This window comes from Thiothrix litoralis, assembly GCF_017901135.1.
GTDB lineage: Bacteria > Pseudomonadota > Gammaproteobacteria > Thiotrichales > Thiotrichaceae > Thiothrix > Thiothrix litoralis.
Map to the genome: position 1 here is coordinate 3,713,489 of NZ_CP072801.1, position 14,590 is coordinate 3,728,078.

Here is a 14,590-nt window from a genome sequence, read left to right on the forward strand (position 1 = left end):
TCAAATACTGCACACGCCACCGTCGTACACATCCATCACCGACTTAAGCTCGTGGTAAATATAATCACGCTCCTCCGGGGTGAAAGCCTCCAAGCGTGCTGGGGTATCGCCCTTTTCCAGCGCATACAGCACCTTGTTGACTTTCATACAGCCTGTGCCTGCAATTTCTTCCACCACATGATCCAATTGCGGCTTATCCAATGGCTCGGCAGGCACCACCGCTTGTGGGAAATCATCTGCACCAAACCAGAAATCCAACCCTTTCGAGAGAAACTCGTCATACCCCAAATAATGCGTACCGTCGCAGGAAAAATTCAGCCCCACCTTCCCATTCACAATATTCAGCGAAGCCGAGCGCAAGTAAATGGTCTCATCCGCAAAACGTAAGGCTTTGAATTGATGCAACACTTTACCCACATCCACCTTGGGCACAATGGCACGTTCAAAATACGGGCGGCGCGGGTAAGCCAAGCAAATATTCGGGTCAATCAATTCTTCATTGGACAAGAGACGGTACACATACGGGTCATCCCGATGCCAGATCGTGGTACGGCTGCTGGAAAAGTGCACCTGAAAATGATGCACGCCCTGATCCAGAACCAGCGCCTCGTGCACCGACATCACCGTATCAATATGCCGATCCATCACGCTTTCCACCCGCTGCTGCGCGAACAAACCGCTGCGAATGGCCGGGTCGCCCTTGATTTGCCGCCACTGGCTGGGTTCTTCGTAAATCACTTCTGAATGCGGCAATTCGCGCAAATCGTAATCCACCCCCAGAAACCCGACGCGCTGCCCTTGCTCATCGCGAATCGTCTGGATTGCCGTCACCGACGGACGCTTTTTATTGCGGCTAATGTAGGCTTCCGACAAATTAAATTCGACACTCGCATCCTTGATGTGCCGCATGTAAGGCCGCTCGGAACGGTCACGTCCACGCGACTCAGCATCCACGCCATAACGGTTGGCGGTCGAGCTGATTTGCACCCCATTGGCATCCAGCACGTACACGTACTTACAGTAGTCCAGCGTACCGAATACCCGGCGCACACACTCATCCAGACGCTCAGACTCACCGATGTGTGGCAAAATTCTGCCTGCGTAATCATTCAATGCCGTACCCAACAAATCCGTCAGCAAGGCACGGTGCGCATTGATCGAATGTTGCAATGTATTTAATGTCATAAAATTCCTCGTTTTCTTGTTTGGCCTTACCACGCCAAGGCTTGCTCACCTGTCTGCAAGCAACCATCCACCATCACCACAATACGCCCAGCACGTTCCGCCACGGCACGGCTGTGCGTCACCACCAGCAGTGTTTGTTGCGCCGCATCTGCCAATGAAAACAGCAAATCCAACACCAACGCGCCGGTTTTTGCATCCAGATTCCCAGTCGGTTCATCCGCCAGCACCAGTGCGGGGCGGTGAATCAAGGCACGCGCAATCGCCACGCGCTGCTGTTCCCCACCGGATAACTGATCGGGAAACGCCGCGCCACGGGTCGGCAATTGCACCGCTTCCAGCCAGTGCTGTAAACGTTGCTGCTGCTCATCCGCCGCTATTCCCAGCAAAGCCAGTGGCAACAAAATATTCTCCGCCACCGTCAAGGTAGGGATCAGATTGAACTGCTGGTAAATAAACCCAATGTGTTGGCGGCGAAACAAGGTCAATTCCGGCTCTTGCAAACGCGACAGAGACTTCCCCGCGAGGTGAATATCCCCTGTCGCAGGCACATCAATTCCCCCCAACAGGTTCAACAGGGTAGACTTACCCGAGCCGCTGCTACCGACCAAGGCCACGTGTTCACCTGCTTGCAAACTCAGGCTAACATCGCGCAACACCGTGTGCTCGCGGCCTGCTTCAGGATAAGCATAATGAAGGTGCGTTGCCTGTAACAACATAACAGTCCCCAAAGTCGAAAAAGCAGGTGTAACACGGAATACCAGCGGCGGTAAAATACCTTTCAGCCCATCAATGGAATGGGCAAGCAGAAACTTTCTGCTATCCTCCCCACATTGATGATGAACGAGAAGCGACATGAGCGGAATGACAAAATTCATATTGGGCGGTTTATTGATCGTCCTAGCCCTGCTGGGAATCAAAAGCCTGTTACCCACCGACCCAGCAAACGCCCCCCCCAGCGCCGACGGTTGGGAACAACCCATGCTCATGCCCAATGCCAATCTGCCCTCACCCGACACCCTGACGGACAACAGTCGCCTGACGAATCCGAAAAACGACAAGCCGGAGGAAGACGATACCAAGGTTGAACTGGTCGGTGAACCCGATACCAAAGAGCCTACAGCCAAAGCACCGGCGGCAGAAGAAGCACCCGCCTCCGTGGCCGCAGCCCCGACAATACCAGAACCACCTGCGGATGAAATCACTACCAGCCCCACACCAGCCACAACACCGCCACCCGCCGCGCCCGTGCCACAACCTGTCGTGGGTCAAACCGGCAAGCTGGAAATCGTCGCCCAGAGCGAGAGCGGCAAAGCCATCAAGGCCAACGTTTACGTGCAGCAAACCAACGGCGCGAATATCGACAAAGCTACTTACACCAACAAAGCCACGTTTAGCCTTAAACCCGGCAAATACAAAATCACGGTACGGGCGGAAGGCTACGCCAGCTTGTCACGCAATATCTCTGTACCGGATGGCGCAGTGGTCAACGAAATTTTCCCGCTGCCCGCCATTGCTGCCAGCACCCCCGCACCTGCTGCGCCACCTCCGATTACTCGCGCCCCACCACAACCTGCTCCGATGCCTGCGCAACAACCGGGGCAACGGGATGGCAAACTACGGGTCGTCGCCCTTTCCGCCGATGACGGCAGCCCTATCAAGGTAAATTTCACCATTGCCCGACTGGATGGCACGGTCGTTGATCGAATCAATAACGTCTCACTGGCAGAACTCACCCTGCCGCCACAGGAATTCGTGGTCAGCTTTGATTTCCAGGGGTTTCAGGGCTACAAATCCCTGACGGTACAGCCGGGGCAAGTGAGCACGCATACCTTCAATATCCGGGGCGTGAGTGGGCAAAGCCAAGCACCCGCCCCACACATGCCACCGATGGATAACTTCCAGCAACAGCAGCAGCAACCCCAAAATGTCGAAGACATGCTGATGCAGCGGTTGCAGGACGAATTACAGAAGCATTTGACGAATTGAAGAAACTGTCGGGCTTTAGCTAGCCCGACATCTTTAATAATGGTAGCGGCACATAGCGATCAGTAAATCCTCACCTTCCACCTTGTAGACCAAGCGATGTTCATCATTGATCCGTCGTGACCAATAGCCGGACAAGCCATGCCGCAACGGTTCGGGCTTACCGATACCCTCAAATGGCTCGCGGGAAATCGCCTTGATCAACTCATTGATGCGTTTCAGGATTTTCTTGTCGGCTTGCTGCCAGTACAGATAGTCTTCCCACGCTTTGGATGAAAAAACTATCCTCATTCCAGCAACTCTCGCGCTTGCCCATTCCCACGCCCCAATTCAGCAATGGATTCCAGCAAGCGACTGGCATTAGCTGGGCTACGCAACAAATAGGCGGTTTCTTCCATCGCTTTGTAATCTTCCAACGAAATCATGACGACGGCTTGTTCGCGGTTGCGGGTAATGATGATGGGTTCGTGATCTTCGCAGACCCGATCCATCGTTTTGGCGAGTTCCGCTCGCACAGCGGTGTAGGAGATGGCGTTCATGGTCAGTCAACCTGTACGTGATTATGTACGTAAAACTATAAGTAAGATAATTAGACTCTGCAAGTTATTTTGAAGCATAGCAATAATGGTCTTTTAGATTTGCTTATCAACTTGTGGCACACTGCATGGCAGAAATTTAGCGGATAACAAGGAATACCCATGTGCGGCATCTGCGGTGAACTACGCCTCGACGGGCAACTCCCCGAACTGAAATACCTCAACAGCATGATGGCGAAGCTCGAAAAGCGTGGCCCCGACCACGCAGGCAGCTTTTCCGACGGTGGCTTAATGTTTGGGCATCGCCGCCTAGCAATCATCGACCTGTCGTACAAATCCAGTCAGCCGATGGTGGACGCGGAATCGGGGCTGGCACTGGTGTTCAACGGCACGATCTACAACCACCCCGAACTGCGGGCGCAACTGAAAGCCAAAGGCCACCACTTCTTCTCCGAAGGCGATACCGAAGTCATCCTCAAAGCCTACGCGGAATGGGGCGAAGACGCGCCCAAACACCTGCACGGCATGTTCGCTTTCGCCATCTGGGACATGCGCAAAAAAACGCTGTTCGTGGCGCGTGACCGCATGGGCATCAAGCCGCTGTACTACGCCGCCGACGGCAAACGTTTCCGCTTTGCCTCCAACACGCAAGCCCTGCTGACCACGCCGGGGATTGATACCGGCCTCGACCCGCTGGCCATCCACAACCTGTTTTCGCTGCACGCCGTTGTGCCAGCCCCACGCACCGTGCTAAACGGCATCCGCAAGCTGCAACCCGCACACAGCCTCACCATCCACGCCGACGGACGCCAAGAGCTGAAACGTTACTGGAATCTGGTGGCACGTCGCCCCGCCGAGCCGCGCACCGAACAGGAATGGATCGACGCCGTACACGAATCGTTAAAAACCGCCGTGCGCCGCCGCAACAATATCGCCGACGTACCCGTGGGCGTGCTGCTCTCCGGCGGCCTCGATTCCAGCCTATTGGTCGCCTTGCTCGCCGAAATCGGCATTAAAGACATCCGCACCTTCACCATCGGTTTCGACGACCAGCCGGAAGAAAAAGGCAGCGAATACGAATATTCCGACGCGGTGGTAGAACGCTTCAAGCCCACCCACCACAAATTCCACATTCCCAACGAACAAACCCTGTCGCGCCTGCCGGAAGCGGTAGAAAATATGGCGGAACCGATGTTCGGGCAGGATGCGATTGGCTTTTACCTGCTCTCCGAACAAGTATCCAAGCATGTGAAAGTGGTGCAATCCGGGCAAGGCGCGGATGAAGTCTTCGGCGGCTATTTCTGGTATCCGCAAGCGCACGCCTCGACCCACTCCGACATGCTGCAACGCCTCGCCCCGTATTATTTCGACCGCGACCATTCTGAAATGGCAGAAATGCTGCAAACCCCGTTCCAGACCCGCGATTACACCAGCGAATTGGTGCGCGAATTGCTGGAGTCGCCCGATGCGGAAGAAACGCTGGATGCGGTATTACGCGCCGACACCACCACCTTCATCGTCGACGATCCGGTCAAGCGTGTGGATAACATGACGATGGCATGGGGCTTGGAAGCTCGCGTGCCGTTCCTCGACCACGAACTGGTGGAACTCGCCGCGCAAATGCCGACCGAATTGAAACTGCGCGACGGCGGCAAGTATGTGCTGAAACAGATTGCACGCGGGCACGTGCCGGATAGCGTGATCGACCGCCCCAAGGGGTATTTCCCCGTGCCTGCGCTCAAGTTTGTGCGGGGCGAATTTCTGGACATGATGCGCGATTTGCTGGATTCGCAAGCGTGTCGCGAACGGGGATTGTATCAGCGTAGCTATATCGACAAGGTACTGGCGTCACCCGAGGCACACTTAACGCGGATTCAGGGTAGCAAGCTGTGGCACATGGCGGCGTTGGAAATGTGGTTGCAGGGTCAGGGCGTTTAAAACCGCCCGTAAACACTCACCCATCCCCCTCTGATACCGGCAGGGGAGCTGTTGACATCCTCCTCGCCCTAAAGAACGAGGATTCCTCCTACGAGACGGCTATGCCCAGCCGCGAGAATGTTCCGTGCTGCATTGACATCTCTGTCGTGCAGCGTGCCACACTCGGCACACGTCCATTCTCTTATTCCAAGTCCTGCTCTACCTTTCGGACTGCTGGCGGAAAGACTGCCGCAACACGAGCAAGCTTGGGTAGTGTACGCTTCGTCGACTTCCTCAAACACCTGTTTTTGATCTTGGCATGAATCGCTTTCACGCGCTTTTTCTGTTTGGCGCGTTGGGCAATGCCTAGCTTTGCTTCGAGGTTGCGGTAGAAATCACCGCGCTCCACGGTGTTGAGCCGGGAATAATGATGAACGGTGCTGATGTGGTTACCTTGGCATTATTCAGGTAGAAAATGGCCGAATATTCCTGACCTGTGACGGCTTCCGACACGGTAATGCCGATCTTGCCGGAAGCGCTACTATTCGTGGTTGCCCCAGACATGCCGGGCTGCCAGTCTGGTTGGCTGGTGGGCACGATACCTACAAAGTCGTGGGGTGGCATATTGCTCCAGTTGAGCCTTACCCGGTTGATGTTTTCGATGGAGACGCTGATAGTGGCGTTCGATGGGGGAGGAGGAGTATTCGTCGTGAAATTTGCTGTAACCGTTTGTGCTGCCGTCATGTTGACCACGCAACTGGCCTGCGTGCCGCTACAGCCTGCGCCTGACCAGCCAGCGAAGGTTGAGCCGGTTGCGGCTGTTGCTGCGAGGGTGACACTGGTGCCGCTGGTGTAGTTCTCGGCGCAGTCCGTGCCACAATTAATGCCCGCTGGCAAACTGCTGACCATGCCCAAACCTGTGCCGGTTTTGTTAATGGTCAGGGGCTGGGGGGTAGGTGATGTTCCGGGGATAATCACAAAGGGGGCGGAGGTCACAACCTTGTTGCCGTGATAGTACAGAATAGCCGTATATGCCTGCCCCGCCTGAACACCCGGTACGTTGATGCCAAGGTTGCCGGAAGGGCTGCCATCCGTCGTCGCACTCTCGACCCAGTACGGGCTGCCTAGCGGAACAATACCGATGAAATCGTTGATGGGCATACTGTTCCAGCGGACGCGCACCCGGCTGCTGGATTCAACACTGACGGTGATATTGTTGGGGTCGCCCGTTTGTCCCTGTGGGTTGGGGGCAGGGCCAACCGAGTAGGCTTCACTGAACGTATAGAAACGTAGCCCAAGTTGTTTGGCTTTACTGATGACACCATTGAGTTTGCTGACATTCAGGCTGTAGGTATGGGGTTGGGCGTCCGGCTGGATGCGGTGGGTATACAACGTGAGGATTTCGGTATTATTTTTTGCGCGGGTCAGGGCATCCCCAATTTCCGGGAGTTCGTTTTGGGTATCATTGTCGATACTGTCGCCTTCCAGAAATGTGTAGTACTTGTCGCTGTTGTGATAAAGCCGATCCCGTTGCGAGAGTGGTCGGGTTTCATCCGCGTAGCCTGCCCGCAGGAAGGGGAAGTAGGGGCGAATGGCGTCATCATAGGCATTGGTATGCCCGTTGGATGGGTAAGCGAAACTTAACGGCGTAAAACCCGCCGCGACCATCCCGGTTAAGGTGGGCAATACTTGTGTATTCAGGTAGGTGCTGACTTTCGCGGGGTCATTAACCGTCGGGTCGCTGGTGTTGATTTCGCCGTGAGAATAACTGTGGCTGCCGATCTCGTGCCCGGCGTTAGCCAGTATGTGTAATTTGTTGAGCTGGTCATTGGACAGCAGGTGAAAGTTGCTCACAAAGAAGGTTGCTTTCACATTCGACAGGTTGATGTTTTGGCTATTGGTTATGAAATAGTCATACCATTGGTCAACGTAGTCGTCGTCAAATGTCAGGGCAAGCCCTGCTTGGTTCGTAGCCGCTTGCGTGTTGAGGGGTAATATAAACATCAACACGAGCAGGCTTAACAACCATGTGGTGTAAATTTTCATCCAACGCCCCTCGCTTTTGCCATAAAACTTTCCTATTCACCGTGCTTTGTTGATACGGATTATGGTTATAGCTTAAATCTATAGGGTTCTTTTTATTTTGTTGGGTTGGCAACCTAATAGGTTTAAAAATTGCGATAAAGGGTGGGGTATTGTGGAGCCTGCCTCAAATCGCGATATAGCGCCAGCCGTTGCGCATGTGATCGACCACAAATTCCACCGCTGACGGGGCAATTTCTGTCTCGTCGACCAGCGATACCAGCTCCCCGCGTTGCTTGAAGGAATACAAGGTATTACTGCACGCCACAAATTTCAGGTGCGGGTATTCTTCGCTCATTTGCAGGATGCGGCCTTCGTGCTTGGTTGTCCCCAGCCGCAGTAAGTCGATGCCTTCCGCACTGGTGACGACAAAAACGCTGCCGTCATTATGCTCGACCTGTTTGGCGAGGTCTTCGGCTTTTATCAGGGCTTTCTCCAGTTTGGCAGGTTCATGCGAGTCGAGGAATACGATGAAACGGTTGTCGTGTGCCGCTGCATTTTCCAGCGTCAAGCCTTCGGGTTGCCACAGGCGTGGCAGGTATTCAGTCGTGCCTGCCCCGGCGAGGAAGGTCAGGCCGAATACCAGTGCGTATACGGCTGCCTGTTGCCACACTTGCGGACGCTGGCGTTGTTTGCTCATGCTGCTCATGGCGGGCAAGGGGTAGGCGGATTTGATCAAGTGTTTGATGCGCTGGATGTCGCACAGCTCTTTTTGCAAGCCAATATCGGCTTCTACTTGGGTAAGCACGCGGCGGCTTTGTTCGGCATCCAGTTGTCCATCTGCCAGTGCGTGCAGGCGGTCGTGGATGGTTAGCTGATCCGGGTTCATTTCACTCTCCGTAAATAGTGAACGTTGTCAGTGTTGCGTATGCCTTGCAGGCGTTTTTTCATGGTGTCACGGGCGCGGCTGAGGCGGCTCATCACCGTGCCGACGGGTATGTCTAGGATTGCAGCGACCTGTTCATAGCTGCATCCTTCCAGATCAACCAAGGTCATCACCTGACATTGACCGATGGGTAAGGTTTCTACCGCTGCGCGTACTTGTTCGGCTAGTTGGTCATCGGCCAGTTGCTTTTCCGGGCAGTCGGTGCAAGCCACTTCCATGTCGTCGATGTCCAGCGTGGGCTTTTGGGTGCGCAGGTGTTCCATCCAGCAGTTATGCAGGATTTTGTATAACCAGGCGCCAAGGCGCTCGTCGTCCTTGAGCTGTTCCTGTTTTTCCAGCGCTTTGGCGAGTGCATCCTGCACCAGATCGTCAGCTAACACCGGGTCGCCACACCACGCCACCGCCATGCGGTACAGTTTGGCGCGGTATTCTGCTAACCTGTGGTCGAGTCGGTTAAAACGAAAATAATGGCTAAACATAATAGTTATTTAAATTCTCCTGCGGTTCTGTCGAACATGATGCCGAAAACCTGCAAAATATTCCAAAAAAGATGGAATATTTTAGCGGCTGCCCCGTCAGTAAACCTGTAGCGAGAACAACTTCAGCCCGTTTGAGGAGAGAGAACGTGAGTCTAACCCGTCGTGAATTTATGCAAATGCTGGCGGCCGCCAGTGTTGCCGGTTTCAGCCTGAATAATGCCTTTGCTGCCGATGGTGCCAGCAAGGAAGGCAGTAAAACCGATACCAAAGCCCCCGGTAATCCCTATGAACTGCCTGCATTCGGCAATGTATCGCTGATGCATTACACCGACTGTCATGCACAGTTGATGCCGATTTATTTCCGTGAACCCAGCGTCAATCTTGGTCTTGGCAGTATGAAAGGCCAGGTACCACATTTGGTTGGCGAACACTTCCTGAAAAAGTACGGTCTTGAGGCCGGAACGATGGATGCGCACGCCTTTACCTATCTGGATTACGTCGAAGCCGCTAAAAAATACGGTAAGGTTGGCGGGTTTGCTCACCTGAAAACCTTGGTTGATCAAGTACGGGCGCAACGCCCCGGCTCGCTGTTGCTGGACGGCGGTGATACTTGGCAAGGTTCGTGGACGGCGCTGAAAACCAATGCGCAAGACATGGTAGACGCCCAGCTTGCCCTCGGTGTCGATGTCATGACTCCGCACTGGGAAATGACTTTCGGCGCTGACCGCGTAAAAGAAATCGTCGAGAAGGATTTCGCGGGCAAGATTGATTTTGTTGCCCAGAACGTCTTCAGTAATGACTTTGACGAGCGTGTGTTTGAACCGTTCGTGATCAAGGAAATCAACGGTGTGCCGGTGGCCATTGTCGGGCAAGCCTTCCCGTATGTGCCGGTTGCCAACCCGAAACACATGGTGGCTGACTGGAGCTTCGGTATCCGTGACGATGACATGCAGGAAGCGGTGGATGCTGCCCGTGCCAAGGGTGCCAAAGTCGTGATCGTGCTGTCCCACAACGGTATGGACGTTGACCTGAAAATGGCCAGCAAAGTCACCGGCATCGACGCGATCATGGGCGGTCACACCCACGACGGCGTGTTCCAACCAGTAGTCGTGGAAAACAGTGGCGGTAAAACACTGGTAACCAATGCCGGTTCCAACGGTAAATTCCTCGGTGTCCTCGACCTTGATGTGAAAGATGGCAAAGTTGCTGATTTCCGTTACAAATTGCTGCCAGTGTTCTCCAACCTGCTGGAAGCCAACAAGGACATGCAAACGCTGATCGACAAGATCCGCGAACCGTACAAGAAAGAGCTGGCGGAAGAACTCGCTGTATGTGACGACGTGCTGTACCGTCGTGGCAACTTCAACGGTACGTTCGACCAATTGATCTGTGACGCGCTGATGGAAGGGTTGGATGCGCCGATGGCGTTCTCACCGGGGTTCCGTTGGGGCACAAGCGTGCTGCCGGGTCAGCCAATCACTTTTGAACACGTTGCTGACCAAACGGCGATCACTTACGGCACGGTCACGCGCAACGAGATGAGTGGTGAAATGATCAAAACCATCCTCGAAGACGTGGCGGATAATCTGTTCAATGAAGACCCTTACTACCAGCAAGGGGGGGACATGGTGCGGGTTGGTGGCTTGAAGTTCAGCTTTGACCCTACTGCGAAGATGGGGCAGCGTGTTTCTGACATGGAATTGGGCGGAAAACCGTTGGATGCAGCAAAAACCTACCCAGTAGCGGGTTGGGCAAGCGTGCAGGAAGAAGTGCCTGAGAATAAGCAGATTTGGGAAGTGGTCGCGGATTACCTGCGTAGCAAAAAGACCATTGGCAAAATTGAGTTGAATACCCCGAAACTGAAAAACGTCGAGGGCAACGAAGGTTTGGCTTAAGTGTCTGACCCCGCTCCCTTCGACTACGCTCAGGGGGCGGGACTTTACTTACTGGCATTCTCCTGGTGTAAACCCTTGCACGAGTGGATTTGCACAGGCCTTGCAGTCGTTGACATACGTCAGACGCAGGCTGGAAGGGCATGGTGCCGTGACACAACGGATGGCTGGGTCATTGATGGTTGCGCACACTGGCGCAAACACTTCATAACAAATTTCTGGTCGTGGTTCCTGACACTGTAGAAAAGGCGTTGTCGGTGCATTCGCCGCATCAGAACGGCTACACCCTGCCAACGACACTGCTAGCAATAGCCACCCGAACAGTAGCATTCCTCGCATTTTCATAAAAAACCTCGTATTAGATGCTTTTGGGCAGTACTCAATCACTTGCGACATGCCGTTGTAATCCGTACTCTTAGTGCCATTCTTTGTCTGGAGCCTGCACATGAATCTGGAACATGCCCGCTTTAATATGATCGAACAACAGATACGTCCGTGGGACGTACTGGATCAGACCATTCTGGAAACCTTTGGTTTCATCCAGCGTGAGCTGTTTGTACCCAAAGTCCATAAGACACTCGCGTTCGCCGATGTTGAAATACCCTTGGCTCACGGCGAACACATGATGTTCCCGCGCATGGAAGCCCGGATGTTGCAGGCACTTGCGATCACTCCAGAAGACACTTGCTTAGAAATTGGCACAGGAAGCGGTTTTGTAACGGCTTGCCTGTCCCATATTAGCAAACACGTCGACAGTGTGGATATTTATGACGATTTTATCCGACAAACGGAGGAGCGCCTGTTTTCCCTGAAGCTGCGTAACCACACCTTGCATACGGCTGATGCCTTGCGTGATAAGGGAACTGGTAAGCAATACGATGTCATTGCGGTGACTGGTTCGATTCCGGCTTACCTGCCGAATTTTGAAACACAATTGGCCGTTGGTGGGCGTTTGTTTATTGTGGTCGGGCGTGGTGCTGCGATGCAGGCCATGCTGGTCAAGCGTGAAGAAGAAGGCGAATTTACCCGTACTGCTTTATTTGAAACCCGCTTGCAAGCGCTGGTGGGTGCAGACAGCGATGCCGGGCGTGATTTTGTGTTCTGATCATGCGCCACTGGACACCCGCCGAACTGGCTGAACATTTAAAAACGTCTGAACCCTTGCAGATACTGGACGTTAGGGAAGAGTGGGAATACGATATTGCACACTTGGAAGGCTCAACCTTGCTTCCCTTGGGGCAATTGGCAGGGAAAATGGCGCAATTGGATAGCAGTCGGGAGTGGCTGGTCGTATGCCATCATGGTATCCGCAGTGCCCATGCGTGTTATTATCTGGAACGAAATGGCTTTCAGGTGGTCAATCTGACAGGCGGTATCGACCGCTGGGCTAAAGAGGTTGACCGCGATATGTTACTCTATTAACACGAATTAGGGCTATAATTCGCGTTTGAATCAATTTAAATGAACATGCCGAGTCCGCATGTGGCTAACTACATTACTGGAACCGTTTTTTATGAAACAACAGACACTGGCATTCTTGATTGCAGCCTCCCTGACACTGGCAACCCAGCAAGTTCAGGCGGAAAACCTGCTTCAGGTTTACCAACAGGCAAAAGGCTACGATGCCCAATTTAAAGCAGTGGAAAGCAATTATCTTTCGATTCTGGAACGCAAGCCCCAAGCGTTGGCAGCCCTCAAGCCGCAAGTGGGGCTTTCCGGCTCCATTACCGAAACCCGCCAGCGGATTACCTATGATTATTCGTTGCTTGACACGGATGGCGTTGCTAATGGTAGTAGCGCCACTTATAGCCTGAGTTTGAGCAAATCCCTGTACAATAAAACGCTGAATGAGCAAGTCAAGCAGACTGATTCCATCATTGCCCAAGCCAGTTCAGAACTGGAGGCCGAACGCGAAGCCTTGGTCTTACGGGTAGGAGAAGCCTACTTCAATTTCCTATTGGCGCAGGATAACCTAGAGTTTGCCCGTACCGAGAAAACCGCGATCGGTCGCCAACTGGAACAGACCCGTGCGTATTTTGATGCAGGCCGTTCCGCCATCACCGATGTCAAGGAAGCAGAATCCCGTTATGACCTCGCGGGTGCACAAGAAATCAATGCCGTGAACCAGCTTGATCTGACGCGGGAACAGTTACGGGTACTGACCGGCGGTTTCTACCAGAGCCTGAATGCCCCGGCTGCCAACTTGCCACTGGTTATGCCGACTCCGGCAGATATTGAGCAATGGGTTAAAACGGCCAAGGCCAACAACAAGCAACTGATTGCCAGCCAATATGCTATCCAGTCAGCACAGACGGCCATCGACATCCAGCGTGCTACCAAAAAACCGGTGGTGGATCTGGTGGCCAAGCAAACGGGCAGTGACACTCAAAGTTATGCATCGCTTGACCAGCGATACTATGGTGTCAGCGTTGGGGTGCAGGTGAGTATGCCCTTGTACACAGGTGGCGCGACGGACTCCAAAATCCGCGCCGCCCAACACAGTTTCCGTCAGGCACAACAGGAATATGACTTCCAGAACCGCACCACTGAGCAACAAGCGCGTAATGCCTTCCTCACGGTGCAGTCCAGCATCAGTCAGGTAAAAGCCAACCAACGCGCCCTTGCTTCGGCGGAAACCGCTGCTGAAGCGACTCAGGCAGGTTTTGAGGTGGGGACACGTACCGCCGTTGACGTGCTGACTGCCTTGCGCAATGTGTTCAGTGCGCGTCGTGACTATGCACAGACCCGTTACACCTACTTGTTGAATACCCTGAAACTGCGCCAGGCAGCGGGTACGTTGTCCGATCAGGACATTGTGACGATGAACACTGTCATGACCACGACGCCAAAGCAATTGGCAGCAGCTTTGCAGCCCAGCGCTCCACCCGCAGATCTGGAGGACAATGGCAGTTTTGAACGCTACAGTGCTGTGCCGACCAATAAGGATGACATGAAAAGCACGCAGCCTGAGCCTGCTGTTGCCGATAAAGCGATGCCAGAAACAGCGCCAGTGAAGCAAGCTGCACCAAAGGCACAAGCCAAGCCAGCACCTGTCCAGCAGCCCAAGGCTGACGCGCCGCAATACTTCATTATCCCCAAGGATGTTGGCAAGTATTGACATCCTCCTCGCCCTAAAGAACGAGGATTCCTCCTACGAGACGGCTATGCCCAGCCGCGAGAATGTTCCGTGCTGCATTGACATCTCTGTCGTGCAGCGTGCCACACTCGGCACAAATCCATTCTCTTATTCCAAGTCCTGCTCTACCTTTCGGGCTGCTGGCGGAAATACTGCCGCCACACGAACAGGCTTGGGTAGTGTACGCTTCGTCGATTTCCTCAAACACCTGTTTTTGATCTTGGCATGAATCGCTTTCACGCGCTTTTTCTGTTTGGCGCGTTGGGCAATGCCTAACTTTGCTTCGAGGTTGCGGTAGAAATCACCGCGCTCCAGCTTGTCGCCATTGCTGCACGTCATAGAACACCATTCAGCGGTTTCCGCAATGACCCGTTTAGGTGTGAATGACAACGGGAAAACCGTATGAAAGGTGGGAGATACGCCACCAACGGATAGGTTAGCTAAAGACGCTTATATCCCCGACCTGAAGGACGGAGCTTTACGCGAATATTGGT

Annotated in this window: 13 protein-coding genes and 2 pseudogenes; 6 read left to right on the forward strand and 9 right to left on the reverse strand. The window is 53.8% G+C overall.

Features of this window, described 5'->3' with window-relative positions:
- Both J9253_RS17960 and J9253_RS17965 read right to left on the reverse strand, forming a co-directional pair.
- Window positions 1-1,185: a PDC sensor domain-containing protein gene (locus J9253_RS17960; protein ID WP_210222236.1), complete on the reverse strand. Its 1,185-nt coding sequence runs from the start codon at window positions 1,183-1,185 to the stop codon at window positions 1-3.
- 26 nt (window positions 1,186-1,211) lie between these two features.
- Window positions 1,212-1,901: an ABC transporter ATP-binding protein gene (locus tag J9253_RS17965; protein ID WP_228291424.1), complete on the reverse strand. Its 690-nt coding sequence runs from the start codon at window positions 1,899-1,901 to the stop codon at window positions 1,212-1,214.
- A 136-nt stretch (window positions 1,902-2,037) separates the two neighbouring features.
- Between J9253_RS17965 and J9253_RS17970 the strand changes: the two genes are divergently transcribed.
- Window positions 2,038-3,171: a peptidase associated/transthyretin-like domain-containing protein gene (locus J9253_RS17970; RefSeq protein ID WP_210222237.1), complete on the forward strand. Its 1,134-nt coding sequence runs from the start codon at window positions 2,038-2,040 to the stop codon at window positions 3,169-3,171.
- A 33-nt stretch (window positions 3,172-3,204) separates the two neighbouring features.
- Here the strand turns inward: J9253_RS17970 and J9253_RS17975 are convergent, their stop codons facing one another.
- Entirely contained in the window at window positions 3,205-3,459 is a 255-nt protein-coding gene (locus J9253_RS17975) for a Txe/YoeB family addiction module toxin (RefSeq protein WP_028489823.1), read from the reverse strand.
- Window positions 3,456-3,707, reverse strand: a complete 252-nt coding sequence (locus tag J9253_RS17980; protein ID WP_028489824.1) for a type II toxin-antitoxin system Phd/YefM family antitoxin — start codon at window positions 3,705-3,707, stop codon at window positions 3,456-3,458. Before J9253_RS17980 ends, J9253_RS17975 begins: the two co-directional genes overlap by 4 nt.
- 159 nt (window positions 3,708-3,866) lie before the next feature.
- Here J9253_RS17980 and J9253_RS17985 point away from each other — a divergent pair, with 159 nt between their 5' ends.
- Entirely contained in the window at window positions 3,867-5,642 is a 1,776-nt protein-coding gene (locus J9253_RS17985; protein WP_210222238.1) for an N-acetylglutaminylglutamine amidotransferase, read from the forward strand.
- Between the two features lie 68 nt (window positions 5,643-5,710).
- On the opposite strand, the pseudogene J9253_RS17990 reads toward J9253_RS17985, so the two are convergent.
- The 4 genes and pseudogenes from J9253_RS17990 to J9253_RS18005 all read right to left on the reverse strand — a co-directional run.
- A pseudogene (locus J9253_RS17990) lies at window positions 5,711-6,030 on the reverse strand (zinc ribbon domain-containing protein); the annotation flags it as partial.
- Entirely contained in the window at window positions 5,988-7,667 is a 1,680-nt protein-coding gene (locus tag J9253_RS17995) for an InlB B-repeat-containing protein (protein ID WP_210222239.1), read from the reverse strand. The pseudogene J9253_RS17990 and the gene J9253_RS17995, both read right to left, overlap by 43 nt.
- Before the next feature lie 163 nt (window positions 7,668-7,830).
- Entirely contained in the window at window positions 7,831-8,532 is a 702-nt protein-coding gene (locus tag J9253_RS18000) for a hypothetical protein (RefSeq protein ID WP_210222240.1), read from the reverse strand.
- Window positions 8,529-9,068: an RNA polymerase sigma factor gene (locus J9253_RS18005; RefSeq protein WP_210222241.1), complete on the reverse strand. Its 540-nt coding sequence runs from the start codon at window positions 9,066-9,068 to the stop codon at window positions 8,529-8,531. The genes J9253_RS18000 and J9253_RS18005 overlap by 4 nt, the downstream gene beginning before the upstream one ends.
- Before the next feature lie 146 nt (window positions 9,069-9,214).
- On the opposite strand from J9253_RS18005, the gene soxB reads away from it, so the two are divergent.
- From soxB to J9253_RS18025, 4 genes are all read left to right on the forward strand, one after another.
- Entirely contained in the window at window positions 9,215-10,963 is a 1,749-nt protein-coding gene (gene soxB / locus J9253_RS18010; protein WP_210222242.1) for a thiosulfohydrolase SoxB, read from the forward strand.
- Between the two features lie 442 nt (window positions 10,964-11,405).
- Window positions 11,406-12,065: a protein-L-isoaspartate O-methyltransferase family protein gene (locus J9253_RS18015; RefSeq protein ID WP_210222243.1), complete on the forward strand. Its 660-nt coding sequence runs from the start codon at window positions 11,406-11,408 to the stop codon at window positions 12,063-12,065.
- 2 nt (window positions 12,066-12,067) lie between these two features.
- Entirely contained in the window at window positions 12,068-12,382 is a 315-nt protein-coding gene (locus tag J9253_RS18020) for a rhodanese-like domain-containing protein (RefSeq protein ID WP_210222244.1), read from the forward strand.
- 91 nt (window positions 12,383-12,473) lie between these two features.
- A complete protein-coding gene (locus J9253_RS18025; protein ID WP_210222245.1) occupies window positions 12,474-14,078 on the forward strand; it encodes a TolC family outer membrane protein in 1,605 nt (534 codons plus the stop codon).
- 13 nt (window positions 14,079-14,091) lie between these two features.
- On the opposite strand, the pseudogene J9253_RS18030 reads toward J9253_RS18025, so the two are convergent.
- Window positions 14,092-14,432 (reverse strand): annotated as a pseudogene (locus tag J9253_RS18030) (zinc ribbon domain-containing protein); the annotation flags it as partial.
- Between the last annotated feature and the right edge of the window lie 158 nt (window positions 14,433-14,590).

What these genes read in the sequence shown, in the direction of transcription:
- J9253_RS17985 (WP_210222238.1), top strand. Translation starts at nt 3,867, where the DNA reads ATGTGCGGCATCTGCGGTGAACTACGCCTCGACGGGCAACTCCCCGAA.
- J9253_RS18025 (WP_210222245.1), top strand. Translation starts at nt 12,474, where the DNA reads ATGAAACAACAGACACTGGCATTCTTGATTGCAGCCTCCCTGACACTG.
- J9253_RS18020 (WP_210222244.1), top strand. Translation starts at nt 12,068, where the DNA reads ATGCGCCACTGGACACCCGCCGAACTGGCTGAACATTTAAAAACGTCT.
- J9253_RS17975 (WP_028489823.1), bottom strand. Translation starts at nt 3,459, where the DNA reads ATGAGGATAGTTTTTTCATCCAAAGCGTGGGAAGACTATCTGTACTGG.
- J9253_RS17970 (WP_210222237.1), top strand. Translation starts at nt 2,038, where the DNA reads ATGAGCGGAATGACAAAATTCATATTGGGCGGTTTATTGATCGTCCTA.
- J9253_RS17965 (WP_228291424.1), bottom strand. Translation starts at nt 1,901, where the DNA reads ATGTTGTTACAGGCAACGCACCTTCATTATGCTTATCCTGAAGCAGGC.
- J9253_RS18005 (WP_210222241.1), bottom strand. Translation starts at nt 9,068, where the DNA reads ATGTTTAGCCATTATTTTCGTTTTAACCGACTCGACCACAGGTTAGCA.
- J9253_RS17995 (WP_210222239.1), bottom strand. Translation starts at nt 7,667, where the DNA reads ATGAAAATTTACACCACATGGTTGTTAAGCCTGCTCGTGTTGATGTTT.
- J9253_RS18015 (WP_210222243.1), top strand. Translation starts at nt 11,406, where the DNA reads ATGAATCTGGAACATGCCCGCTTTAATATGATCGAACAACAGATACGT.
- J9253_RS18000 (WP_210222240.1), bottom strand. Translation starts at nt 8,532, where the DNA reads ATGAACCCGGATCAGCTAACCATCCACGACCGCCTGCACGCACTGGCA.
- J9253_RS17980 (WP_028489824.1), bottom strand. Translation starts at nt 3,707, where the DNA reads ATGAACGCCATCTCCTACACCGCTGTGCGAGCGGAACTCGCCAAAACG.
- J9253_RS17960 (WP_210222236.1), bottom strand. Translation starts at nt 1,185, where the DNA reads ATGACATTAAATACATTGCAACATTCGATCAATGCGCACCGTGCCTTG.